20 protein-coding genes are annotated in these 22,948 nt (G+C 62.6%); 10 read left to right on the forward strand and 10 right to left on the reverse strand.

The genetic code is table 11. The annotated features are described in order from the left end of the window. Positions 1-29 precede the first annotated feature (29 nt). Entirely contained in the window at positions 30-770 is a 741-nt protein-coding gene (locus P3T17_RS13140) for an LrgB family protein (protein ID WP_429407088.1), read from the reverse strand. Then, positions 767-1,138: a CidA/LrgA family protein gene (locus tag P3T17_RS13145; protein ID WP_429407089.1), complete on the reverse strand. Its 372-nt coding sequence runs from the start codon at positions 1,136-1,138 to the stop codon at positions 767-769. The genes P3T17_RS13140 and P3T17_RS13145 overlap by 4 nt, the downstream gene beginning before the upstream one ends. Before the next feature lie 269 nt (positions 1,139-1,407). Here P3T17_RS13145 and P3T17_RS13150 point away from each other — a divergent pair, with 269 nt between their 5' ends. Continuing rightward, positions 1,408-3,048 (forward strand): methyl-accepting chemotaxis protein, encoded by a 1,641-nt coding sequence (locus P3T17_RS13150; protein WP_429407091.1) that lies wholly within the window; start codon positions 1,408-1,410, stop codon positions 3,046-3,048. A 97-nt stretch (positions 3,049-3,145) separates the two neighbouring features. Here the strand turns inward: P3T17_RS13150 and P3T17_RS13155 are convergent, their stop codons facing one another. The 7 genes from P3T17_RS13155 to P3T17_RS13185 all read right to left on the reverse strand — a co-directional run bounded on the left by P3T17_RS13155 (position 3,146) and on the right by P3T17_RS13185 (position 9,718). After that, positions 3,146-3,958 carry a c-type cytochrome gene (locus P3T17_RS13155; RefSeq protein ID WP_429407093.1) on the reverse strand — a complete coding sequence of 271 codons (813 nt, stop codon included), beginning with the start codon at positions 3,956-3,958 and terminating at the stop codon, positions 3,146-3,148. Then, positions 3,955-5,580 carry a b(o/a)3-type cytochrome-c oxidase subunit 1 gene (locus P3T17_RS13160; protein WP_429407094.1) on the reverse strand — a complete coding sequence of 542 codons (1,626 nt, stop codon included), beginning with the start codon at positions 5,578-5,580 and terminating at the stop codon, positions 3,955-3,957. The genes P3T17_RS13155 and P3T17_RS13160 overlap by 4 nt, the downstream gene beginning before the upstream one ends. Next, complete coding sequence (locus P3T17_RS13165; protein ID WP_429407096.1) at positions 5,567-6,145, reverse strand: cytochrome C oxidase subunit II; 579 nt, start codon at positions 6,143-6,145, stop codon at positions 5,567-5,569. The genes P3T17_RS13160 and P3T17_RS13165 overlap by 14 nt, the downstream gene beginning before the upstream one ends. A 2-nt stretch (positions 6,146-6,147) precedes the next feature. Then, on the reverse strand, positions 6,148-6,324 hold the full coding sequence (locus tag P3T17_RS13170; protein ID WP_167379371.1) for a hypothetical protein: 177 nt from the start codon (positions 6,322-6,324) through the stop codon (positions 6,148-6,150). Positions 6,325-6,397: 73 nt separating this feature from the next. Further along, on the reverse strand, positions 6,398-7,771 hold the full coding sequence (locus P3T17_RS13175; protein ID WP_429407097.1) for a c-type cytochrome: 1,374 nt from the start codon (positions 7,769-7,771) through the stop codon (positions 6,398-6,400). Then, entirely contained in the window at positions 7,768-8,484 is a 717-nt protein-coding gene (locus P3T17_RS13180; RefSeq protein WP_429407099.1) for a c-type cytochrome, read from the reverse strand. Before P3T17_RS13180 ends, P3T17_RS13175 begins: the two co-directional genes overlap by 4 nt. 343 nt (positions 8,485-8,827) lie before the next feature. Continuing rightward, positions 8,828-9,718, reverse strand: a complete 891-nt coding sequence (locus P3T17_RS13185; protein ID WP_429407100.1) for a LysR family transcriptional regulator — start codon at positions 9,716-9,718, stop codon at positions 8,828-8,830. 97 nt (positions 9,719-9,815) lie between these two features. Between P3T17_RS13185 and P3T17_RS13190 the strand changes: the two genes are divergently transcribed. The 8 genes from P3T17_RS13190 to P3T17_RS13225 all read left to right on the forward strand — a co-directional run bounded on the left by P3T17_RS13190 (position 9,816) and on the right by P3T17_RS13225 (position 20,372). After that, positions 9,816-11,153, forward strand: coding sequence for an MFS transporter (locus tag P3T17_RS13190; RefSeq protein WP_429407102.1), 1,338 nt, complete (start codon positions 9,816-9,818; stop codon positions 11,151-11,153). Positions 11,154-11,444: 291 nt separating this feature from the next. Continuing rightward, positions 11,445-12,095, forward strand: a complete 651-nt coding sequence (locus tag P3T17_RS13195; protein ID WP_429407104.1) for a response regulator — start codon at positions 11,445-11,447, stop codon at positions 12,093-12,095. Positions 12,096-12,258: 163 nt separating this feature from the next. Next, a complete protein-coding gene (locus P3T17_RS13200; RefSeq protein WP_074263340.1) occupies positions 12,259-12,951 on the forward strand; it encodes a response regulator transcription factor in 693 nt (230 codons plus the stop codon). Positions 12,952-13,061: 110 nt separating this feature from the next. Continuing rightward, a complete protein-coding gene (locus P3T17_RS13205; RefSeq protein ID WP_074263341.1) occupies positions 13,062-13,706 on the forward strand; it encodes a response regulator transcription factor in 645 nt (214 codons plus the stop codon). 243 nt (positions 13,707-13,949) lie between these two features. Next, positions 13,950-14,693 (forward strand): aquaporin Z, encoded by a 744-nt coding sequence (aqpZ, locus tag P3T17_RS13210; protein ID WP_429407105.1) that lies wholly within the window; start codon positions 13,950-13,952, stop codon positions 14,691-14,693. Positions 14,694-14,799: 106 nt separating this feature from the next. Then, on the forward strand, positions 14,800-18,468 hold the full coding sequence (locus tag P3T17_RS13215) for an ATP-binding protein (protein WP_429407218.1): 3,669 nt from the start codon (positions 14,800-14,802) through the stop codon (positions 18,466-18,468). Positions 18,469-18,822: 354 nt separating this feature from the next. Then, the gene (locus P3T17_RS13220; RefSeq protein ID WP_074263344.1) at positions 18,823-19,257 is read left to right on the forward strand and encodes a CHRD domain-containing protein; all 435 of its coding nucleotides are present in this window, start codon (positions 18,823-18,825) and stop codon (positions 19,255-19,257) included. Between the two features lie 149 nt (positions 19,258-19,406). Further along, entirely contained in the window at positions 19,407-20,372 is a 966-nt protein-coding gene (locus tag P3T17_RS13225) for an alpha/beta hydrolase (protein ID WP_429407106.1), read from the forward strand. On the opposite strand, the gene P3T17_RS13230 is transcribed toward P3T17_RS13225, so the two are convergent. Further along, positions 20,342-21,187, reverse strand: a complete 846-nt coding sequence (locus P3T17_RS13230; protein WP_074263346.1) for an EcsC family protein — start codon at positions 21,185-21,187, stop codon at positions 20,342-20,344. The genes P3T17_RS13225 and P3T17_RS13230 overlap by 31 nt on opposite strands. A gap of 141 nt (positions 21,188-21,328) precedes the next feature. Between P3T17_RS13230 and P3T17_RS13235 the strand changes: the two genes are divergently transcribed. Then, a complete protein-coding gene (locus tag P3T17_RS13235; RefSeq protein WP_074263347.1) occupies positions 21,329-22,924 on the forward strand; it encodes an MDR family MFS transporter in 1,596 nt (531 codons plus the stop codon). The last annotated feature ends 24 nt before the right edge of the window (positions 22,925-22,948 follow it).

Consider the following 22,948-nt stretch of genomic DNA (forward strand, 5'->3'; position numbering starts at 1 on the left):
CACGCACGACGACGAAACGCCGCCTTGGCTCAACGCATGAGCCAAGGCGCAATCGCCGGCAGCAGCACCGGCACGACAAACGCCGTGAATACTCCGTTCAGGCCCATTCCAAGTCCCGCGAACGCCCCCATCTCTTCGCTCACCTGAAAGGCACGCGCAGTGCCGATCCCATGCGAGGCCACGCCGAGCGCAAAGCCGCGCACTTCGGGTTCTGTCACGCGCAGCAGGTTCAGGATCGAGCGTGCGAAGACCGCGCCGAACACACCGGTCGTAATCACCAGCACGGCAGTCAGCGACGGAATACCGCCGATCTCGGCCGCCACGGCCATCGCGATCGGCGTCGTCACCGATTTAGGCGCGAGCGACGCGATGGTCTGATGCGAAGCGCCGAACAACGCCGCCACGCCCACTGCCGACGCAATCGCCGTCAATGAACCCGCCACCAGACCGCCGATCAAGGGCCACGCCGCGCGCCTCAGCTTCGGCCATTGCCGGTAAAGCGGCAGCGCCAGCGCGACCGTTGCCGGCCCGAGCAGGAAATGGACGAACTGCGCTCCTTCGAAGTAGGTCGCGTAGGGTGTGCCGGTGATTTCGAGCAGCATCACGAGCAACGCCACCGCGATCAGCACCGGATTGACGAGCGGGTTGAAGCGCGACTTCGCATACAGGGCCTGGGCAACCAGATAGGCGAGCAGCGTGATGGTCAGCCCGAGCAGCGGACTCGCGGCGAGATAGACCCAGATGGCGCCGAGTTTGGGAATCGCGCTCATTGCGCACGCTCCTGCGCAGCCGGTTCGTTGCGCTGCCGCCGCAGCAACGCTCGAGTGACGAGCGCAGTGACGGCAATCGCCAGGGTCGTGCTGACGACGAGCGAGACCACCACGGCCAGCGCATCGCCGCGAACCTTGCCGGCCGACACCATGATGCCGACACCTGCCGGGATGAACAGCAGCGAAAGATGACGCAGCAGTTCCAGCGCGGTCGGCTCGATCGCGTCTGCGACTTGCGGGCGCAGCATGAGAAAGCCGAATAGCAACAGCATGCCGATCACCGGCCCCGGCACCGGCAGCTTGAACAGATAAGAAACGCCTTCACCGAGGCATTGGAACACCAGCAAGGTCGCAAGGGCGCGGAGCATGAGCACGGTCCGGTAGGGCGTCGGCATCCAGCCGGCGCGAGGTTTGCAAGGCTACCAGTATCCAGGATTGCGTGTCGTGAAGAGAATCGGTAAGGGTAATTGTCTGACGAACCATAAAGTTTTCGGCAAAACGGCCGTAGTCCATCCTGTGGGGCGTTCGCTTAAATTTTAATCAAGTTGCGGACCTGGCCGAGGGGGCTTGGGCGCAGCACGCCTGACCGGAGCTTCTCGCTAACCGCCGGCAGGTCGCCCAATGGAGATTTGCCCAAATGCTTAACAAGCTGTCAATCCGCACCTGCCTGACCTTGATGGTCGCCTTCTTCGGCGTCGTACTGCTAATCGGGGCGGCGGCGGGTCTGCTGTCGTTGCGTGCCAGTAACGACTCGCTGCAGCAGATGTACACGGTAGATACGCCAGCCGTCGCTGATCTCGAGGGCAGCGCCGGCCAGTTGCTGCGTCTGCGCCTTGCGCTGGCTACCTACGCCTCGCTCTCCGACCTGAACGATCAGGATGGCGCGTCGGCGGTCCTGCAGCGCTTCGACCAGTATCTGAAGATCTCAAACGACCGCCTTGCTCACTATGTCAGCCGCGCCGGTTCGGGTGACGAAGAGCAACGTCTCATCAAGGACATGCAGGACAAGCGCGACATCTTTCTGCACGAAGGCGTCGAACCGGCGATGGCCGCGCTCAAGTCGGGCGACAAGACATCTTTCCAGCAACTGCAGGCGCACAAACTGCCCTCGCTCTACAACGCCTATGAAAAGGCGATGCTCACGCTGGAGCAACTGCAACTGAACCACGGCGCGCAACGCTATCAGGATGCGCAGGACCGCTTCTTTGCAATCAGCGTTGCGGTTGCGGTGGGCATGGTGCTGGCGCTGGTGTTTTCGTGGCTTGCGCGAGTCGTGCTGGTGCGGGCGATCGTGCACCCGGTGGATGCGACCATCGGGCAGTTTCAGCGGATTGCCGAGGGCGACCTGACGGGCCGCATCGAAGTCATCAGCGACAACGAAATGGGCAAGCTCGCAGCAGCCCTGCGCAAGATGCAGGATTCGCTGATCTCGACGGTCAATATCGTTCGTCAGGGTACCGAATCGATCGATACGGGCGTCAGCGAAATCGCTGCCGGCAACACCGACCTGTCGCAGCGTACGGAAGAGCAGGCGGCGTCGCTCGAAGAGACCGCGGCGAGCATCGAGGAGCTGACCTCCACCGTCAAACAGACCGCCGAGAACGCCAAGCAGGCGAGCTCGCTGGCGCAGGGCGCTTCGACGCTGGCGGCGCAGGGCGGCGAGTTGACCCAGCAGGTGGTGGGCACCATGAATCACATGGTGGACGATTCGCGCCGGATCGCCGACATCGTCGGAGTGATCGAAGGCATTGCATTCCAGACCAATATCCTCGCGCTCAATGCAGCGGTCGAAGCGGCGCGCGCGGGCGAGCAAGGCCGCGGCTTCGCGGTGGTGGCGAGCGAAGTGCGCTCGCTCGCGCAGCGCAGCGCCGGTGCTGCCAAAGAGATCAAGACGATGATCGACGACTCGACCGCGCGCGTGCAGACGGGGGCGCAACTGGTCGAGCGTTCGGGTACGACGATGACGGAAATCGTCGGCGCGATTGCTCGCGTGAGCGCGATCATGGGCGAGATTGCCGCTGCGGCGACGGAGCAGAGCACCGGCATCGATCAGGTCAATCTCGCCGTCGCGCAGATGGATGAAGTCACGCAGCAGAACGCGGCGCTGGTGGAGCAGGCTGCGGCGGCTGCCAGTTCGCTGGAAGATCAGGCGCGCCGTTTGACGTCTGCGGTCGCGGTGTTCCGTACTGGATCGGGCTCCGGCGCTGCGTCCCTGCGGTCACCGGCAACGGGCCGCGCGCACACGGGCGTCGGCCGCACCGAGCCGGTCGCGGCGTAGAGCGGTCGCTGCTGCCCGTCGACTGAAAGACCGGTAGCGGCGTAGCGTGTGATGAGCGGCGCAACTGTGCCGCTGACTGCGCGCGGCCGCCGGGATGTCAAGGCTGCGCTGCATAGTACTTCGCCAGCCCGTCGATTTCCTCCGGCGTCAGATGCCGCGCGACGTTGCGCATCTGTTCGTTGATGTCGTTATGCCGTTCTCCGCTCGCAAAGCGTTGCATTTGCGCGGTCAGATAGATCGACGATTGTCCACCTAGCCATGGCGCAGCGCCTTTGCGGTCGAGTTGCCCGTGGCATGCTGCGCACGGTGCGATATTGCGGATCGGGTCGCCTTGCATGGCGAGCCTGACCGCGCTGGCATCCTGAGCAGTGTCGGTAGCGCCGGGTTCTGCCGGTGCGGCACGCTGCAGCGAGGCGTAATAGGCCGCCAGATCGTGCAGATCCTGATCGCTGCGATTGTGGATGATCGGCTGCATGATCGCGTTGGCGCGCAGTCCGTTCTGATAGTCGCGCAACTCCTTGTAGATCACATCGGCGTATTGGCCAGCCAACGCAGGAGCCGTCACCTGTACGGTGCCGAGCACGCCGTGGCACATCGAGCAGTTCTGCGTGGCGAGGGTCGCGCCGCGTCCAATCGAAACCGCGTCTGGATTGGCATAGCGCGCCGGCGGCAACACCACCACGTCGCTTGGCGCGGGCCCCGCGATGTTCGCTCCGCCACCGTACCAGCTCGACGGTGCGCCTGCCGCGCTGCAGATGGTCGCCCACAAGCCGTGTCCGGTGAAATCGCTGTTGGCTGACGGCAGCCAGATAAAGCCGATCAGGATCGAAATCACTGCAAGCACGAGCGTTCCGCCTACGCTCGTCACGAACCATGGATTGCGCAAGCTGAAGACCCGTTCGTGATTCATCGCTGCGCTCCGACGACGACCGCCGGCACGGAAGTCTGTTGCAGCCGCAGTAACTGGAAGACCGGCACGCTGTAGTTGACGATTGTCAGCGCGATCATCAACGAAACCCATAGGCCGAAGCTGTTCAGTGCGGCGGGCACGTGATCGACCGGATGGATGGCGAGACTAAAGCGAAATTCCTTGGGCTGTGTGAGGGGTCCGAACTGCGATTTCGCAAGGATGTAGATGAACAGCACGCCGGAGATCACCAGCACGAAACCGCCGATCGCCGACATCGCCACCCACACTGCCTGCTGCTCGAGACCTGGCGCGTTGTAGTCGTAGTAGGCCATGCGTCGCGGCGCGCCGAGCAGGCCGACGTAGTGCCACGGCAGCGTCACGACCATCATGCCGATGAACCACAGCCATAGTTGGGTCCGCACGAGACCCAGCGAACACAGCGCGCGTCCGGTGAGCTGAGGCCACAATTCGTAGGCGATCGCGAAGTACATGATGACGATGGCGCCGCCGAAGATCAGATGGAAGTGACCGGTGACCCATTGCGTGTTGTGGATCGTCGAGTTCAACTGGTAGCTCATGTTGATGAGGCCACCCGCGCCGCCCAGCCCCAGCATCACGAACGAGAACGCGAGCACCAGCATCATTGGATTGCGCCACGGCAGCGCGGTCAGCCAGCCGAACGCGCCCTTGCCGCCGCGCAGGCGGCCGGCGATCTCAACCGACGCGCAGATCGTGAACACGGTGAGCAAGGTCGGTACCGACACCATCCCGGTGAACACCGCGTGCAGGAATTTGAAGCCCGCGCCGACCTGCGGATCGGCGAACAGATGGTGAATGCCGATCGGCATCGCGAAGATCAGGAACAGGATGAACGAGACGCGCGCCATCGAATCGCTGTAGAGCCGTCCGCCGATCGCGCCAGGCACCATCGTGTAGTACGCGATATACGCGGGGATAAGCCAGAAGTAGACGATCGCATGCAGCGTCCACGAGAACAGGACGCGGGAGAGACCGGCGTCGATGGTGGTCTTCCAGCCGAATGCGACCGGCAGAATCTGCAGCAGGATTTCAAGCGCGGCGCCGATCGCTGTCCATGCCCACAGATACGCGCCTGCCACGTTCGCGAACATCGCCAGCGGCACCGGCTTGACGGGATTGGCGCGCTTCCAGACGCGCAGGTTCACATGCATCAGCGCGACCCAGATCCATGAGCCCACCACCACCAGCACCACGCCGATGTAATAGAGCGGACTGCCTATCATGGGTGGGTAGAAGGTGAACAGCACCGACGCCTGCCCCATCGACACCGGCACCATGGCGACCACTGCTCCCACCGCCAGCACAAAGAACGCGGCCCACGCCCATTTGAGTCCTACCAGTGGCTGGCGCAATGCGAGCTCGACGATCGCATAACCGAAACCCATCGCCACGAGAGTCGGCAATACATAGGCCATCACCGTGCCGTGCGCGGTGACCGAGCGGTAGTACAGCTCAGGATTGCCGACCCACGGCAGCAACGGACTTCTGACCAGCATCTGCCACGAGCCGAGAAAGAGCGCGATCAGAAACGCGATGAAGGCGAGCCAGAAGTGCGCGAGAACGAGTCGCTTAGCGAGAAACACAGCTCAGCCTCCTTGATTGCTTGGCCCTTGCGAAGAAGGTGTCCTTGTCGATCACCTTCACGTGCGCCCACATCGTTTGATGGCCGAAGCCGCAGAATTCGTGGCACGGCATCAGATGATCGCCTGGCTGTGCGAAGCTGGTTTCCAGCGTCGAGATGTAGCCCGGCACGACCATCGTGTTGATGTTCGTGTCCGTGACGAGCAGGCCGTGCACGACATCCGCGCTGGTGGTGCGGAAGGTGACCGGTGTACCGGCCGGCACCAGCAGGCACTGCGGCGTAAATGAGTACTGCTGGGCAATAAAGCGCACCACGACCGAGCCGTCGGCTTCGACTGCGGAGCCGAGATTGTCGTCGACGAATTCGCCGCTTAACTGCAGGCGCGTCGGGTCCACGGTCTCGACGCGCGAGGGCGGCATCATGGCCCAATGCAGGCCGGAAAACACGATGATCACCAGCATCAACAGGATCAGCGCCGACGCGAAAATCGCCCAGCGCCGCTCGGCGCGCAGGGCGACGGCATGGGCGCCACCTGGATGGTCAGGAGAAGGAGTGGGCGTCGCCATGATCAGTGAACGACTCCACGCGGCAGGAAGACGAAGAGATAGAAGCCGACCCAGATCGCCATCACGATCAGCGTGGCGATCCCGGCCACGGCGATCGCGCCGTGCGGTCCGGCCGCCACCACGCGTTCGATGTCTTCATCGGAGGGCGGCGCTGCACTCGGATTCTCGTTGACGTCCATCTGAAGGATCTCCTTCGGGCAACGTTTTGTTTAGATCAGTTCATGCGCTCGCGCGGCGGGTGTGCCTCGCGGCTCAATGCAGTGGTGCCTTGCGCAGTTCGTTGACCTCGCGCTCCGTCACGGGCGAGCCATGATTGCCCCACGCAGTGCGAATGTAGGTGACGACAGCGGCGGCGTCCGTATCGCTCAACTCCTGGCCGAACGGCGGCATGCCGTACGGCTCGGGATTGCGTTGCGTGCCTGGCGGAAAGCCGCCGTTCAGCACGATGCGAATCGGGTTGACGGCCGAATTCATTTCAATCGACTGGTTGCTCGCGAGCGGCGGGTAATGTTGCAGCTGGCCCTCGCCGTTGTGGCCGTGACAGAGCGCGCACTTATCCATGTAGATCTGGCCGCCGAGTTCGAACGTTTTGGTGTTGGTGTGCGCCGGTGGCCCGGATTTGCGACCACGGTCGTTATCGGGCAACGTCTTCAGATACGCCGCCATCGCCTTGATGTCGTCGTCGGTCATGTACTGCAGGCTGTGATAGGTCACCTCGGCCATCGGACCGTAGACCGCGCCGCGATCGGAGATGCCGGCCTGCAGCAGATCGACGATGTCCTTCACGCTCCAGTCGCCGAGACCGCCGTCCTTATCGGACGTGAGCGACGGTGCGTACCAGTTCTGCACGGGAATCAGGCCACCGGCAAACTGGTCGCGCTGAGACGAACCGCCGAGCAGGTTGATCTTCGTGTGACACAGCGTGCAATGGCCGAGTCCTTCGACCAGATACGCGCCGCGGTTCCATTCCACCGAGTGGGTCGGATCCGGCTTGTACTCGCCTTCGCGAAAATACAGCGTGCGCCAGCCGAGCAGCAGCTTGCGCTGGTTGAAGGGGAATTTCAGCGACTGCGGATGGCTTGGCTCACGCACCGGCGGAACCGATTGCAGATAGGCGAAGATCGCATCGGAGTCCTCACGCGTGACCTTGGTGTATTGCGCGATCGGCATGGCGGGGTAGAGCAGCTTGCCGTCCGGTGTGATGCCCGTGCGCATCATGTGGAAGAACGCGTCCGGACTCCATGCGCCGATGCCGTACTGCGCGTCGGGGCTGATGTTCGGTGAGTAGAGCGTGCCGAACGGCGTTTCCATCGCGAGTCCGCCACCGAACATCTTGCCGCGCGGCGCGGTATGGCAGGCGATGCAATCACCGGCGCGCGCGAGGTACTCGCCGCGTTTGACGATGTCAGGGCGGGTATCGGCGCCTGTGTTGGCGGCGATTGCTGCGGTTGCTGGCGTGGCGCTCGTTGCGGTAGTACTTGCGGCAGCGGACGCGTTGCGCATCAACGACGAATGCGAGGCGCTCAGTGCGAAAACAACGGCGGTGGCGCCGATGACGGCGAGACGCGCAGACGCGCGGCGACTCGTCCCTGGAACCCGTGCGATATGTGCGGAGATCGGCTTCATTGCGGCTGACTCCCGCAGGCCAACGGCAACGTGCCGTTGCTCGACGAGGCCGGCCGTGGATCGTCCGGCCTCGGCTGACGGGCAAGCCAGCTCGACACCGCGGTGATGTCCTTGTCGGTCAGCTTGACGGCGATCGCATGCATGCAATCCGGCGCGACCGCATGGCGCGTACCGGAACGCCAGGTCCCCATCTGTCCGGCGATGTAGCTCGCGTGCAGACCGAGCAGTCCCGGGATGCCGGGTTGCGCGCCAGTCAGCCTCGCGCCGTGGCAGGCCGCGCATGCTGGCAGTTTGCGGGCCGGGTCGCCGTGCGTGACGAGCCGCTCGCCGTACTGCAGTACCGCAGGCGAGATGTTGCCGGTGTCGGCATTCGGGTAGGGCGGCTGCAGGTTGGCGAAGTACTCGCTGATCTTGTGCAGGTAGTCGTCGGGCAGGAAGGCGATCAGATAACCCATTGGCGGATAGGTCCGCCCGCCGTCGCGAAACGCGATCAACTGATTGAACAGATAGTCGGCAGGCTTGCCTGCGATGCGCGGGAAGTAGTCGTTGTCGCGCCCCTGTCCCTGCACACCGTGGCAGGAGGTGCAGGCGCGCACCCGCTGGTCCATTGCCGATGGCATGGGGGCGTCCGCGTCAGTGGCGGCGAGCGTCGTACAGGCCCACGTGGTGAAAGCCACAAACAGAATCGACGATTCGATAGTTCTTCGATGCACGCCAAGCCTCGGGGGACGTGTTGTTGACGTCTGGTTTTCATGCATGCAACCAGCCGATGCATGACAGCCCTTCAAACCTGCTCTAGACCGCGACAGCGAAACTGTGAATCGGAACGAATTGAGGTGAGTTTATGCGGAGTGCGAAACAACGGGGCCGGGCATTTACTTTTTCGAAATCCCGTTTGATTACCTGTTGGATCGTCTGCAGCTACCGTCAGCGCTTGCGGACAGGTAACTCATATAAAAGCTGATTAATCATAGGCGGCATCCTCAGCGCTTTCAACGTCGCTTTTTCTGTTGCTGCGAGGTGACCCCAATGAGGCAGTTGCGCGGGTCTGGTGCTTCAACTAAACAGCCGCACCAAAGCGGCGCGCGCGCTGCTGACGCGTTCGCTTTCTCCCGTACGTCCCGGCAGGAGGTGAAATTCGACCGCGGGGAGCGCCGGCAGGCCCACGCTCGGCGCACACGCGACAACCCCAGGACCGATCGACGATTCGTTCAGACATCCAATCCCGAGTCCGGCTTTCAATGCCAGTTGCAGACCCGCGACGCCCGACGCCGAATGGGAGATCAGGTAGGCGACGTTGAGATCGTCGAGCAGTTTGACGACAAAGCGCTGCAACTGACACGTGGACGGTAGCAGTACCAGCGGGAACGGTTGGCTCACGCGCGGATCGGCATCGGCTGCGACGGCCCACAACAGTTTCTCGCGCCGCACGACGACCCCTTGCGGGCGGCCGCCGCCTGCCGCGCCGCGCCGGTTAGCCGGTGTCACGAGACGCAACGACAGGCCGATATCGAATGTCGCGTCGTCTCCGGCGCGCTCGTCGATCACCGCGCTTGGCAATACGGTGACGTGCAGTTTCAGCCGCGGATATTGCTCCGAGAACGTTTTCAGAATACGGGCGATGTCGTGCGGGCGGTAGTAGTCGGTGATGGCGATGCGCAGCTCGCCGTCGAGCGAGTGACCTTGCAGGTCGTCGAACGCAGCTTCGCTCATGGCGAGAATGCGGCGCGCATGATCGAGCAGCCGCGCGCCGGCCTGGGTCGCGGCGACGCCCTGCTTGCTGCGCACGAACAGCGGTTGGCCCACGCGCTCCTCCAGTTTCTTCAACTGCTCGCTCACCGACGACTGCGACAGGAACACCCGCGCTGAACCCGCCGACACGCTGCCGGCCTCAGCCACGGCGACGAAAGTTCGCAGTTGGCCCAAATCGAAACCACGCCAGTTCATGATTCGGATTATCCGATGGAAGTGATCCGATTTTCCGGCTTTTCCGATGGTTCGTCCAGTCGTACGATGGCCGCAATTCTTCTTTGCGGGAGGCATCATGGGAAGCGGTTCCTTGGTTGCGGCACAGGCGTCCCGCGCACGCGGCGCAAATCACAGATGGAAGGTGCTGGGGGTGGGCTTTGCCGCCAATGCGAGCTTTTCGGCCGCGTTTTCCGGGATCCCGACGACCGCGGTGTTTCTGCGCTCGGGCTACCACATCGGCAATAGCGGTTTGGGACTGGTACTCGGCATGCTTGGGCTTGGCATTGCGCTCAGCGAGCTGCCGTGGGGGCTCCTGACCGACCGTTGGGGTGACCGGAAGGTTCTGTTGCTCGGCCTGGGAGCGACGGCGGTCGCGCTGGCAGGCATGGCGTTGTTCGTCGTGCCAGGCGGCGCACACGTGCCGGGTCTCACGATGCTGGCGCCCAGCCTGCTGCTGGTCGGGTTGTTGGGCGGGAGTGTCAATGGTTCGAGTGGCCGTGCGGTGATGGCATGGTTCCGTGACGGCGAGCGCGGACTGGCCATGAGCATCCGGCAGACCGCCGTGCCCGCAGGCGGCGGTGTGGGCGCGTTGATGTTGCCGGCGCTCGCGGCGCACTTCGGTTTCGCCAGCGTGTACGGAGTGTTGGCGCTGTTATGTGCGGTGACGGCAGCGTTCGCGTGGTACTGGCTGCATGAGCCATCGGTACATGAACATTCCGACAGTCGGCCTGGCGTTGCCGGGGCGGTGGTGTCGGACGCAGTGAGTACTTCGAGCGCAACTATGGTCAGCCCGTTGCGCGATGCGCGTGTGTGGCGGGTCGCACTGGGCATTGGCACGCTGTGCATGCCGCAGATCGCGGTAGTCACGTTTGGCACAGTGTTTCTGCACGACTTCACGCATGTCGGCGTGTTGCTGATCAGCGCGACGATGGCGGCCCTGCAAGGCGGCGCCGCGATCGCGCGTGTCTGGAGCGGTGGCTGGACCGACCGGCGCGGCAACCGCCGAGCCTATATGCGCGCGTGCTGCCTGATAACGGCTGGGTTATTCGCGGTGCTGGCGCTCGCGACCGTGGTGGCCGGCGCGCATTTCGCGGCGTCGACGGCGGTTCTCATCGTACTGATCCTGCTGGGTGGCGTGAGCGCTTCGGCCTGGCATGGCGTTGCCTTCACCGAACTCGCGACACTGGCCGGCACGCGTCGCGCCGGCACTGCGCTCGCAATGGGCAATACGTTTGCGTTTTCGACCTTGTTCCTGACACCGTTGGTCATTCCACTGTTGCTCTCCGTTGGTTCCTGGCCGCTGGTGTGGGCACTCGCCAGTGCGTGTGCGTTGATCGCGTTGCCAGTGTTCCCGCGTGCGGTGGTTGCCGGCGCTCGCGCCGCGACGTCTGCGCAGGTGCGGTGCGAGCCGTAAGCGGTTCAGGTTTGGGTTCAGATTCGGGTTTAACGCAAGAGGTTTTTTTACTCCTGCAGATAAAGTTTTGCATTCCTCGCTTTAGGAACTGCGGTCGAAATTGTGAATTGATTCGGAAAGCTCCGATTCAAATCGTGTTCATCAGATGGTTTTATGGAGGCGCATTCCACGCCGCTTCGACGCCGTGTGCCGAGTCGGACCGAGCCGACTCGAGCCAGGTCAGGGTCGCGCCTGACAGCGTTTTGTCGAAGCGAACGATGCGCATACACATACAACAATCGAGAGAACATCATGGTGAACATTCGTGTCATCCTGGCGGACGATCATCCGTTCGTTTTGCTTGGGGTCCGGTCCGCGGTTTCTGCGCATCGCGACATCACGATCGTCGGCGAGGCGACGAGCCCAGCCAGCTTGATCGACCTGCTGCGCAACGTCCCTTGTGACGTGCTCGTCACCGATCTGAACATGCCCGAGTCCAGCGGCGCGATGGCGGACGGCTTGAGTCTCATCCAGCGCATTCGCCATGACTGGCCAGCGCTTGGTTTGGTGGTGCTGACCAACCTGACGAACGCGGCCGTTCTTCGTTCGGCCGCATCCGATCATGCGGTGAGCATACTCAACAAAACCGAGCCGATGGATGAACTGGTGACGGCGATGCGTTCCGCCAGCACGGGTCGCCCGTACATCGGCCGGGCTATCCTCGAAGCGTTCAACGAACTTCCAATTGAATCGAACGCCGCGCCGCGGACGCGTCATTTGTCGACGCGAGAGTCGGAAGTGATCGGAATGTTCGTACAAGGCAAGTCGGTATCTGAAATCGCTCTCGCGCTTGGACGCGATATTCGCTCCGTCCGCCGACAGAAACGCTTTGCCATGACGAAGCTCGGTGTCACCACTGATCCTGGTCTGTATGCGCTTGTCAAAGCCAAGGGTGGCGTCTGACGATTAAATCGGATTGCGAATTAAAACGGTTGTAGAAGCAACCATCGGTGAGCATTTCGGAGCAATCCGATGTTTGTGTCCTGGCAAATGTTTGATGCTCGCCTCTAGTCCAGTTGTTCCGTTAGAGAGCACTGGTAAACGAGAACTGGGGGAGCCAGACACCATGAACGCAAGCGTCGACATAAGCACACCCATTAGAGCCATCATCGCGGACGATCATCCGCTTGTCCTGCTGGCCGTCGAGAACCTGATGTCTGGCTTTCCCAACGTAGCGGTTGTCGGCAGGGCATCCGACACAGCTGAGCTGTTTAGCGAGGCCGATCGCCTGGAATGCGATCTCGCCGTGATGGACCTGTACATGCCGGGCAGCGTCGGAGGAGATGGCTTCGGCACCATCAGGCGGTTTCGCAAGCTCCACCCGAAGGTGGCGCTAGTCGTCCTGACCATGGAGACGGATGCGGATGCGCTGGAGCATGTGCTGTCGCTAGGTGTCGATGCAGTGATGAGCAAGCGCGACCGGGTCGATCTGATCCATGTGGCGATTGTCAGTGCGCTTGCTCACGAGCGTTATGTGGGGCCAGCGGTGCGCGCGCTGATCGCCGAAGCGACCGTGGAGCGGCGTCTGAACTTCGTGCGCGAACTCCTGTCACCGAGGGAACTGGAGGTGCTCAAGCAATACGCATCGGGCATAGGCGTGACGGAAATCGCCACGCGTCTTGGCCGCAGCGTCAAGACGATCAGCGCGCAGAAATGTACCGCCATGCGCAAACTCGCGCTACGCACCGACTCCGAGTTATTCAAGTTTTCCGTCGAGTATGGCGTGCTGTCCGACGATTTCCCGAAAGGCCGGCGCTGATCCGATACGGCGTCGCGCGCGCTGATTCTGCGCGGCGGTAAGAAAAATACCTGGCCACTCCGGGGGATGCACTGCGTGCACGGAGCGTCAGATAACAACACAACAAAACGATGAATCCGACTACTCGAGTCATTGTGGCCGACGACCATTGCTGCGTGCGCGCCGGCGTGCGACATCTGCTGGAAAGTGTGCCCCACCTGTCGATCGTCGGCGAGGCTTCCGACGCGCAAACGCTGGCTGAACTGGTCGACACGTGCCCCTGTGATGTCGTGGTGTCCGATATCGGCATGCCGGATATCGACGGTCTCAACAACGCCACGCCGATTCTGCGGCGCATCTTGCGGTATGCGCCGCATCCGCGCGTCGTGGTGCTGACCATGATCTGCAATCCTCCCACGTTGGCCGGTCTGTTGAATCTGGGTGTATCGGCCATCGTCGACAAGCGCGATATCGTCGATGCGCTGACGGAAGCGATCGACGCCGCAGTCGCAGGACGTAACTTTCTATCAGCTAGCGTGAAAGCCGTCTTCAGCCAGGCGGGAGCTTTCCCACATCCGCGTGCCGGTATTCTGAGTGCGCGGGAATGGGAGGTCTTGCGACTCTATATAGAAGGCATGCCTATCAGTGAGATCGCGCTGCGGTTCGAGCGCAGCGGCAAGACCATTAGCACGCAAAAGCGAAGTGCGATGCGCAAGCTTGGGCTCGAGTCCGATACGGCCCTGATCCAATACGCACACCAGATTGGTTTGACCTGAGGGCCTGTGAGAGAACTCCCCAGGCATTGTCGGGTAGTTCCGCTGATTTAGGAGTCGTCCGATTAGTAGATGTGCGTCGCTCTTCCATACTTTCGAGTGGCATGCGTCTCATGAGTGGTTGCAATGACCTCTCACGAAAAGATGATTCGGCATGCAAATTTGATTAGAGAATCTGCATGGCCGCGGGCCGGCGCCAAGTGCGCTCTTTCGCACCGTGTAACTCGGAGAGCGGGAGGAGAAGTAATGACCCTGGTTAAACGGTTAATGGTCGAAGGTGCGGGCACAGCATGGCTGGTGTTCGTGGGATGCGGCAGCATCGTTCTGAATACAGCAGCGCCGCAACCGGGCTACGGTGTACTTCAGGTGGCACTCGCTTTCGGGCTCGCGCTCACTACCGCGACTTACGCACTCGAGCGCTTGTCCGGTGCCCACTTCAACCCTGTCGTCACGGTCGGCCTGGCTGTTGCCAATCGCTTCCCGATTCGCGATCTGGTGCCATACATCGCCGCCCAGATCCTCGGCGCGATCGCTGGCGCCGCGCTACTTGCTTACGTGGCGAGCGGGCGCCCGGGGTTCGAGCTGGCAGCAAGCGAGTTCGGTGCCAATGGCTTCGGTGATCATTCCCCGGCGGACTATCAGTTTCATTCCGCTCTGGTGATCGAGTTGGTGATGTCTTTCGCTCTGGTGATGACGAACCTGCTGATGTCGCGCAGAAACGTCTCGCGCTCCGTTTCGCCACTCGTCAAAGGCGCCTGCCTCGCGCTGATCTATCTGATTGCATTGCCTGTCACGAATGCGTCGGTCAATCCGGCTCGCTCCACGGGGCCGGCATTGTTCGTCGGCGACTGGGCGCTGGATCAACTCTGGCTGTTCTGGGCGGCACCGCTGGCCGGGGGCATCGCCGCCGGCGTTCTGTACGCGCGCCTGTGGGGCAAGCCACGCGCAAGCCGGGGCGGCCAGAGCGGAGAGCAAGGTGAGGTCGCTTGATTCCCGCTCCTCTGCGGAGCGATCCCTACCTGTCGTGAACGCGTCAGAGCGCTGGACTGTACGCGCACTATTGCGGCATCTGCTGCAGGCCGCTGTGGTGTGCGTCATGCTCTTCGTCGCGCCGTTCGCGCTTGCGGCCAGTTTGCCGACGGACACTCCCGCGCCGGCGAGTGGCGCGTTTCCCGCCAGGCTCGTCGTCGGCATGCTCGCAAACGGATGGGCGCCTTTCGAAGCAGTCGACGATGGGCGCCTTACCGGCTTGAGCGGCGATTATTTGCGGGCGCTCGTCGGACCGGACGTCGTCATCGAGACGCAGACCTATCCCGATATGCCGCAACTGCTCGCGGCCCTCTCGTCCGGCAAGGTCGACCTGGTGATGAGCATGGCGCGCACTGCGGAGCGCGAGCACAGCCTCAGCTTTACCGCACCTTATTTCCGGGCCTCAACGTCGGTCGTCGTCAGGGTTGACGACAAGGCCGTGCAAGATGCCACGCAGCTCGCCAACGCCCGGATCGCGGTCGAGAAGGGCTTTGCGATGGACCGGGTGCTGCGCGAGCGTTTTCCGCACGCCCAGATCACGGCGTTCGCAGACACCGCCTCGGCGTTGCGGGCCGTCGCAAAGGGCGATGCGGACGCTTATTTCGGCTTCACCCCGTCGGTTCAGTACACGCTCGCGAACTACGAGTTCCGCGGCTTGCGCATCGGTTTCGAGGACAGCAGCAGGCCCAGCGAACTGCGCTTTGCCGTGGCGCGAAATCGTCCCGTCTTGCGCGACGCGTTGGACCGCGCATTGGCCGCCATGTATCCGGCTGATGAGGCCGCCATCCGCGCTCGCTGGTTGGGAACGAGTTTCGATCCGCCATCTGACTACGCCGCGCGGCGTGTCGTGTTGACACCCTCCGAGCAGGCATGGCTGCGTCTGCTGCCTTTGCTGATAGGCATCGGCGTAGCGCTGGCGGTGACCCTGCGCGCCTACCTGCTGCTCCAGCGTGAGGTGCGGTTGCGAAAGCGGACCGAGCGCGAACTGGCGGCACAGCTCAACTTCCAGCAGACGATGATGGAGATGGTGCCTTATCCGCTCGTCGCAAAAGATCTCGACGGACGCTACATGGCGATCAATCGCGCCTACGAGGTGAGTTCAGGCTTGCGGCGCGAGGCGGTGCTGGGACGGACGAGCCGGGATGTGCAGGCGTGGGGACTAGACAATAGCCGCAAGCTGGAAAGCGCGACGCGCGAAATGCTCAGAAATGGCGAGCGTTTCCAGCTCGAGCTTGAGTTTGCGGACCGCAATGGCGAGATGCGGATCGGTCTGTTCTGGACCAACCTATGCCGGGATGTGGATGGCGAGCCTTCCTGCGTGCTCGGCACGGTCGTCGACATCACCGATATCCGGCGCGCCGAGATGCTAGCCCGCGAAAACGAGCGGCGCCTGTTTGACGTGACGCGCTCGCTGCCGGCGGTGGTTTTTCAACTGCGGCGCGACGAGCGCGGCCGCTACTCGTTTCCTTACATCGGCGGCAATGCGCGGCACTTGCTGGGCGGTGACAGCGACACGCTCGCGAAGCCCGGTGACATCGATTTCGAGCGCGTGTGGGCGGCAGACCGGCCGCGCGTGCTGGCTGAACTCGAGCGCTCGGCGCGCTCCGAGACCCCGATTCACATGGAGTTTCGCTCTGAAGGCTCCGACGGTCTGCGGTGGGTGCGCGCCGAACTGGTGCCGCGTCGTGAAGCAGCGGGCAGCGTGGTGTGGAGCGGATACTGGGTCGATGCGAGCGCGGAGCACGCGCGTTCGGAGGAACTTGCACGGGCCCGCGATCTCGCCGAGGCCGCCTCGCGTGCCAAGGACGATTTTCTGGCGATGATGAGCCACGAAATCCGTACGCCGATGAACGGCGTGCTAGGCCTCGTCGAAGTGCTCGAACGTACGCAGCTGAATGCCGATCAGGGCGAAATGCTGGGCATGATCCATGAGTCCGCCGGTGCGTTGCTGCAGATCCTGGACGACCTGCTCGACTATTCCAAGATCGAAGCCGGCCGTTTGACCCTCGAGGCGGAACCGATCGACATGCGCGATCTGGTCGACAACGCTGTGGGGTTGCTCGCTGGACGCGCGCACGAAAAGGGCCTCAAGGTACGCGTCGATATAGCGCCCGAAGTTGCGGCCAGTTTGCGCGGCGACAGCGTGCGTTTGCGTCAGATCCTGTTCAACCTGCTTGGCAATGCGATCAAATTCACGCTGACCGGCGAGGTTGACGTGCGCGTCGCCGTCGCGGAGCAGACACAACAGACCCAGACGCTCGAGATGAGCGTGGAAGATACAGGAATCGGTATCGAGCCAGAGGTTCAGGCGGCCTTGTTCGAACCGTTCGTGCAGGCTGAATCGTCGACAACACGGCGCTTCGGCGGCACAGGACTTGGTCTGACCATCTGCCGCAAGCTCATTGCGCTGATGGGCGGCGCGCTCTACCTGCAGAGCACGCCCGGGGTAGGCACCCGCATGACCGTGCGCGTGGTGATGCCCATCGAGGCGCAGCACTATAAGGTCAGTGGTTTGCGCGGCAAGCGAGGAATCGTCGCCGTCTCCGACGCACGTGTCGCACAGGCGCTGGTGCACTTTGGCCGGGCGCTCGGCATCGAGTTGCGGCGGGTCAGTCAGGGTGCCGCAGAGTTGAGCGACCCGGCAGCGCTCCACGACGTCGAACTGGTGTTCCTCGGCGAGGAGCTGGAAGTGCCCGCCGCCGTGCGCTCACGTGCGCGCGTCGTCTATCTGACAGAAAAGCCCAAGCCTACCGGATACCGCGTTCTGGACGACGCGGTGCGCGTGAGTATCAATCCCATCTCCTGGCGCGGGCTCGGTGCAGCATGCGCCGCTTCACTCACGGGATTGTCGACTCCCGCACCGCGCGCGCGGGAGTCTGCGGAAACGGCGATGGTGCCTCCCGACAGGGAACGCGCCATCGCGAGCGGCCGGCTGATTCTTGTGGCGGAAGACCATCCGGTGAATCAGGAACTGATCCGTCATCAACTGGCCTTGCTCGGATTTGCCTGCGACGTGGTGAACGATGGCGTGGAAGCACTCGCCGCGCTGCAACAGACCCGCTACGGATGCCTGATCACCGACTGTCACATGCCGAACCTGTCCGGCTACGAACTTGCACGGCGTGTGCGTGAAACTGAAGAGGGCCGTCTCGGCGGCAGTGGCATATCGCATCTGCCCATTCTCGGCATCACAGCCAACACTGCGCCTGAGGATCTGAGTCAATGCCGCGACGCCGGCATGGACGATTGCCTCGTGAAGCCGACCCGTCTCGCGACGTTGCGCGAACATCTGAGCCGCTGGTTCGGTACAGAGATTGTGCGTCAAGTTGCGTCGGTCGAAGCGGTCAGTACCGCACCGGCCGCCGTGGCCCAAGGTCAGGAGCCTGTCGAGGCGTTTGTGCCTGTGGATCTCGCTCACATGACGCAGTTGTGGGGCAGCGAGTCAACGGTGAAGGCGCTGCTCGACTCGTTTGTGACATCTGTGCGCGACGACGTTCGCGCGTTGCCGCCGTTGCTCGATCATGTGGATGTCGCTCAGTTGCGCCAATGGCATCACCGGGTTGCCGGCGCTGCGGGCGTGTTGCAGTACGCGCCGTTGCTCGCCGCGTTGGAGCAATACCGAAGCGGCCTTGGCGGCAAATCGCCGGAGCGGCTGCGCGCAGATGGCATGGCGCTCGTCCAGAAATGCAACGCCATGCTCGATGGCATCGAAGAGCAGGCCGCTTTGCTCGCATAGCAGCGAGGCAGTGATTCAAATAGCTGACTGGTGAGCGGTAGCTGACCGGGCTGGCTTGGTCAGCGTATTCCCTTCACATTTGCCCAGACGAAAAAAAACGCGGCCGAAGCCGCGTTAAAGATTGGAGACATCCTTCGGTGAAGGAGTCACTTCTCGCTGGCTGAAGCATAGCGCCAGGCAGCGATTTGATTGCATCCGAATCTCGCAATTATCTATTTTCTGATTTTGTAAGAAAGACGGGCGTCCGGCCCCTGCGCGCCAAGCCCCACGTCGGCCAGCGATTTACACTAGTATGGGGTGGCTCCGTGCGCGACCCATGTGTGGTGCGGCGGTGCACCAAGTCCGGAGAAAAATATGAATGCAATTCGGAAACTCAGTCTGGGCGTTGTTTTTTGGGCACTGGCGTCGGGGATCGCCTTCGCAGACACGGTGGCGCTGAAGGCGGATCTCGAGCCGTCGAGCGAAGTCCCACCGCGCGTCAGCCACGCACACGGCATGCTTGACGCCACCTTCGATACGTCCACCAAGGCGTTGCAGTGGACGGTCACCTATGCGGATCTGTCGAGTCCCATCTCGGCCGCACACTTTCACGGCCCAGCACCGGTCGGGCAGAACGCAAAAATTCAGATCCCGATCGACAAGAGCGCGCTTGCCAGTCCGATCAAAGGCTCCGCCACGTTGACGGACCAGCAGGTGACCGACCTGATGGCCGGTCAGTGGTACTTCAATATCCACACCGCGCAGAACCCGATGGGTGAGATTCGCGGTCAGGTACGACCTTCCAACTAGCAGTCGTTGCGCGGCCTGCTGCTCTCCATTTGTCCGCTGCGTAGCAGGCGGGCGTGCATGAATCGTCGCAGGATTAGAACCGCCCATCCAGCGGATCATTGTGCGAACCCACGTACCATGACGGTTGACCATTCATGGAGGGTGTCCCGATGAGTTGGCAAAGTGCGCTCGCGTGCTGGTACCTGCGCCGGCAGTTTCGACCGGCCACATTAAAGACCGAGATCAGCGTCGAGGGTGCGCGTGCTCTTACGGCGAAACGTGCCTGGTCACCGAAAGTGCCTGCGGGTTGGCGCTTGCGGGAACAATACGGCCCTGGCGAAACGTTACGAGGCGAGTGGTTCGAGCCGGCCGCCGGCAGCGGCGAGACAGCCGGCGCTGTCGATACCCCCACCATTCTCTATCTGCACGGCGGCGGTTATTACTTCTGCTCGCCGCGTTCCCATCGCTCGATTGTGTTCGGCCTGGCGACACGCTCGGGTGCACCGGCGTTTTCGCTCGACTATCGGCTCGCGCCTGAAGCACGCTTTCCCGCTGCCCTCGACGATGCGTTGGCCGCCTATCGGCAACTGCTCACGAGCGGCAGGCCGGCGGAATCGATTGTGATTGCGGGTGACTCCGCGGGCGGCGGCCTGGCTCTCGCTACGCTGGTTGCTTTACGCGACGCCGGTGATCCTTTGCCGGCAGGCGGCGTGCTGTTTTCGCCATGGACCGATCTGGCCGCGAGCGGCGCGTCGATCCGCATCAACGATGGGGCCGATCCGATGTTCAGCGGTCCTGCGATCGGCCGGGCTGCAAAGCTATACCTTGGCGATACGCCAGCCACGCATCCGTATGCCTCGCCGGTCTATGCCGATCTGCACGGCCTGCCGCCGCTTTTCATTCAGGCCGGCAGCACGGAAGTGTTGCTGGACGACTCGCGACGGGTAGCCGAGAACGCACGCAGCGAGGGTGTGTCAGTCGAGTTGCAGGTGTGGCCGAACATGCCGCACGTCTGGCAGATCTTCACGCCTTTCATTCCCGAGGCCCGCCGCGCGCTCGACGGCGCCGCTGCCTTTGTGCGCGAGGTAGCGGGCCCGCGCAGCGCTCAACCGTCGAGCGCGATGTCGATGGTCTGATAGGCGGTCTTCACGAGTTCCGGTCCATATTGCCGCTCGAGCCGCCGCACAGTGAAATGGCCGTGCGCGACCAGCTGGAAGTGGTCCATGAAGACAGTGTTGACCATCGCACCCAGCACAGCGCCGATCGCCGGAATCGACTTGGCGGCGATCTGTTCGCTGACCTGCACGGAAAAGCGCGACGCGATCGTATTGAGGAGGCGCAACAGCGCCGTCGATCCGTGTGAGGTGAAGCCTTTGGTCGCGATCTCCGCCGACGCCTTCGAGACCGCCTGCGCCAGCGCGCCGCGCATGATGAAGTAGCCGTAGTCGGCGTCGTCGTCGGCTTTCGACGTGCCGCCCATCCCCAGCACCGTCAGACATTGCAACTGCGCGTCGATTGACGAGAGGTCTTCGCCTTCGCTACGCGCAATATCGCAGATCGAGCGGAACATCAATGTGGTTGTGACCGGCAATTCCACCGGCAACGCGAACAACCCGAACGCGCCGCCGGCCGCGCCGGTTGTCGCCACCGCGAACTTGTGCAGCAGATTGCTCGGCCGGTCGGGAATCGCAAGCGGCGGCGCGTCAGGGTCGTGCCGCCCGAGCGTGCGTAGAGCGAGCTGCAGGCACTTGCGTAACGCGAGCTGGGTTGCATCGTTCACCTTCTCGTTGGCGATGGCCGGCATCCGCGACAGGAGCTTTTCGAGCGGCGCCCCGACGATGCTGGCCAGTTTCATCGCCAGCGCCGGGCTTTCCAGCTCGTGTTTCGCGCGTCGTAGCGCGCGCAGATCCTCGGCGGACAAGCTCTGTTCGGCGAGCGAAGTGGACTCCATGTGCCTCCCTGTGGCGGGCAAATTCTGTAATTAGCTGACCGTCGGCGCACCGGATGAACGCCAACACAGCCAGTTTAGAGCGCCATAACATGCTATGATTCCCCATTGTTTGACGCGTCAACCGTTGCGCTATCAAAAAACATGGCTGTCCATACCGCGGCTCACCATTCGAGTGGGCAAGTTTTACCGTTCCGGGAATCGCTCATGGCGATGCTCGGCGTTTCCTTTGTGACGATGCTAGTCGCGCTCGACCAGACCGTGGTCGGCACGGCGCTGCCTACGATCGTCGCTGAGCTCAAGGGCTTCGAGCTTTACGCGTGGGTCGCCACGTCGTATCTGCTGACCTCGGTCATTACCGTGCCGATCTTTGGGCGGCTCGGCGATTACTACGGGCGCAAACCGTTCGTGATCGCGTCGATCATCGTTTTCACCGGTGCTTCGGTTCTCTGCGGCATGGCCAACAGCATGCTGTTCCTGGTCCTTGCGCGCGGTCTGCAGGGTATCGGCGGCGGCATGCTGGTCGGTACCGCCTTCGCCTGCATTCCCGATCTATTCCCCGATTCAGTCGTGCGCCTGCGTTGGCAGGTGCTGATGAGTTCGGCGTTCGGCATCGCCAACGCCATTGGGCCGTCGCTCGGCGGCTTCCTCACGCAGTACTATGGCTGGCGCTCCGTGTTCTACGTCAATCTGCCGGTCGGTCTGCTGTCGCTCTTCTTCGTCTGGCGTTTTCTGCCGCATTTGCGGCACGTCGAGCATAAGGGCAAGATGCGCCTTGATTGGCCGGGCGCGTTGCTGATTGCAATCTCGCTCGGTTCCCTGCAACTGTTCGTCGAAATGTTGCCCAAGCACGGCGTGTCGCTGACCTCGGTCGCGTTGTTGGTCGCAAGTGTGGCGTCTGCATACAGTCTGTGGAAATGGGAGCAGCGTTGCCCCACCGCCATCCTGCCTGTCGATATGTTCCGCAATCGCAGCCTTGCCGCGCTGTTCACGCTGGCGGTGCTCGGCGGCTTCTCGATGTTCTCGTTGCTGTTCTACGCGCCGTTGCTGTTCCAGGGCGGCTTCGGCATGTCACCGAAAGAAGCGGGTCTCGTGATCACGCCGCTCGTCGTGTTCATTACGATCGGCAGCATTGCCAATGGCCGGATCGTGTCGCGCGTGAGCAATCCGAATCTGATGCTGTATATCGGCTTCACGCTGATGGCGCTGTCATGCCTCGGCGCGGTGGTAGCAACGCGCGCCATGCCAGGATGGCTGCTGATGACGTTCATGGTGCTCGGCGGTTTGGGACTCGGCTTCGTGATGCCGAATCTGACCATCTTCGCGCAACAGACGGCGGGCCGCGAGCATCTCGGCATTGCAACGGCGCTGCTGCAATCGCTGCGGATGATCGGCGGCATGATCGGGACGGCGTTGACCGGCACGCTCGTCACGCATATGTACGCGAGCGGCGTGCGCAGCGCGCTGGAACACGATCAGGCGACGCAGTGGTTCCCGGATATGGGCGATCCGCAAATTCTCATCAACCATGATGCTCAGGCCACGCTGCTCGGTCAGTTAGCGCATGCTGGACACAACGGCGCGGTGCTGCTGGAGTCGGCGCGCGAATCGCTGGTGTCGGCGATTCATCTGGGTCTTGCGCTCGCTGCAATCGTCGCTGTAGCTTCGATCTGGCAAAGCCGCCGCGTGCCGCCCATCAAGCTAAAGCGTCAGGTCGAGCCGACCATTCTCGCTGATTGATTTCGAACACCCGCGTCATCGGAA

The sequence above is a fragment of the Paraburkholderia sp. GAS82 genome (genome assembly GCF_050436285.1).
In the GTDB taxonomy this organism is placed as follows: Bacteria; Pseudomonadota; Gammaproteobacteria; order Burkholderiales; family Burkholderiaceae; genus Paraburkholderia; species Paraburkholderia phenazinium_B.

Coding starts and splice junctions, on each gene's coding strand:
- P3T17_RS13205 (WP_074263341.1), top strand. CDS start 13,062: ATGAATCCGACTACTCGAGTCATTGTGGCCGACGACCATTGCTGCGTG.
- P3T17_RS13165 (WP_429407096.1), bottom strand. CDS start 6,145: ATGGCGACGCCCACTCCTTCTCCTGACCATCCAGGTGGCGCCCATGCC.
- P3T17_RS13225 (WP_429407106.1), top strand. CDS start 19,407: ATGAGTTGGCAAAGTGCGCTCGCGTGCTGGTACCTGCGCCGGCAGTTT.
- P3T17_RS13215 (WP_429407218.1), top strand. CDS start 14,800: ATGCTCTTCGTCGCGCCGTTCGCGCTTGCGGCCAGTTTGCCGACGGAC.
- P3T17_RS13155 (WP_429407093.1), bottom strand. CDS start 3,958: ATGAATCACGAACGGGTCTTCAGCTTGCGCAATCCATGGTTCGTGACG.
- P3T17_RS13220 (WP_074263344.1), top strand. CDS start 18,823: ATGAATGCAATTCGGAAACTCAGTCTGGGCGTTGTTTTTTGGGCACTG.
- P3T17_RS13190 (WP_429407102.1), top strand. CDS start 9,816: ATGGGAAGCGGTTCCTTGGTTGCGGCACAGGCGTCCCGCGCACGCGGC.
- P3T17_RS13145 (WP_429407089.1), bottom strand. CDS start 1,138: ATGCTCCGCGCCCTTGCGACCTTGCTGGTGTTCCAATGCCTCGGTGAA.
- aqpZ (WP_429407105.1), top strand. CDS start 13,950: ATGACCCTGGTTAAACGGTTAATGGTCGAAGGTGCGGGCACAGCATGG.
- P3T17_RS13140 (WP_429407088.1), bottom strand. CDS start 770: ATGAGCGCGATTCCCAAACTCGGCGCCATCTGGGTCTATCTCGCCGCG.
- P3T17_RS13150 (WP_429407091.1), top strand. CDS start 1,408: ATGCTTAACAAGCTGTCAATCCGCACCTGCCTGACCTTGATGGTCGCC.
- P3T17_RS13175 (WP_429407097.1), bottom strand. CDS start 7,771: ATGAAGCCGATCTCCGCACATATCGCACGGGTTCCAGGGACGAGTCGC.
- P3T17_RS13170 (WP_167379371.1), bottom strand. CDS start 6,324: ATGGACGTCAACGAGAATCCGAGTGCAGCGCCGCCCTCCGATGAAGAC.
- P3T17_RS13230 (WP_074263346.1), bottom strand. CDS start 21,187: ATGGAGTCCACTTCGCTCGCCGAACAGAGCTTGTCCGCCGAGGATCTG.
- P3T17_RS13195 (WP_429407104.1), top strand. CDS start 11,445: ATGGTGAACATTCGTGTCATCCTGGCGGACGATCATCCGTTCGTTTTG.
- P3T17_RS13200 (WP_074263340.1), top strand. CDS start 12,259: ATGAACGCAAGCGTCGACATAAGCACACCCATTAGAGCCATCATCGCG.
- P3T17_RS13235 (WP_074263347.1), top strand. CDS start 21,329: ATGGCTGTCCATACCGCGGCTCACCATTCGAGTGGGCAAGTTTTACCG.
- P3T17_RS13185 (WP_429407100.1), bottom strand. CDS start 9,718: ATGAACTGGCGTGGTTTCGATTTGGGCCAACTGCGAACTTTCGTCGCC.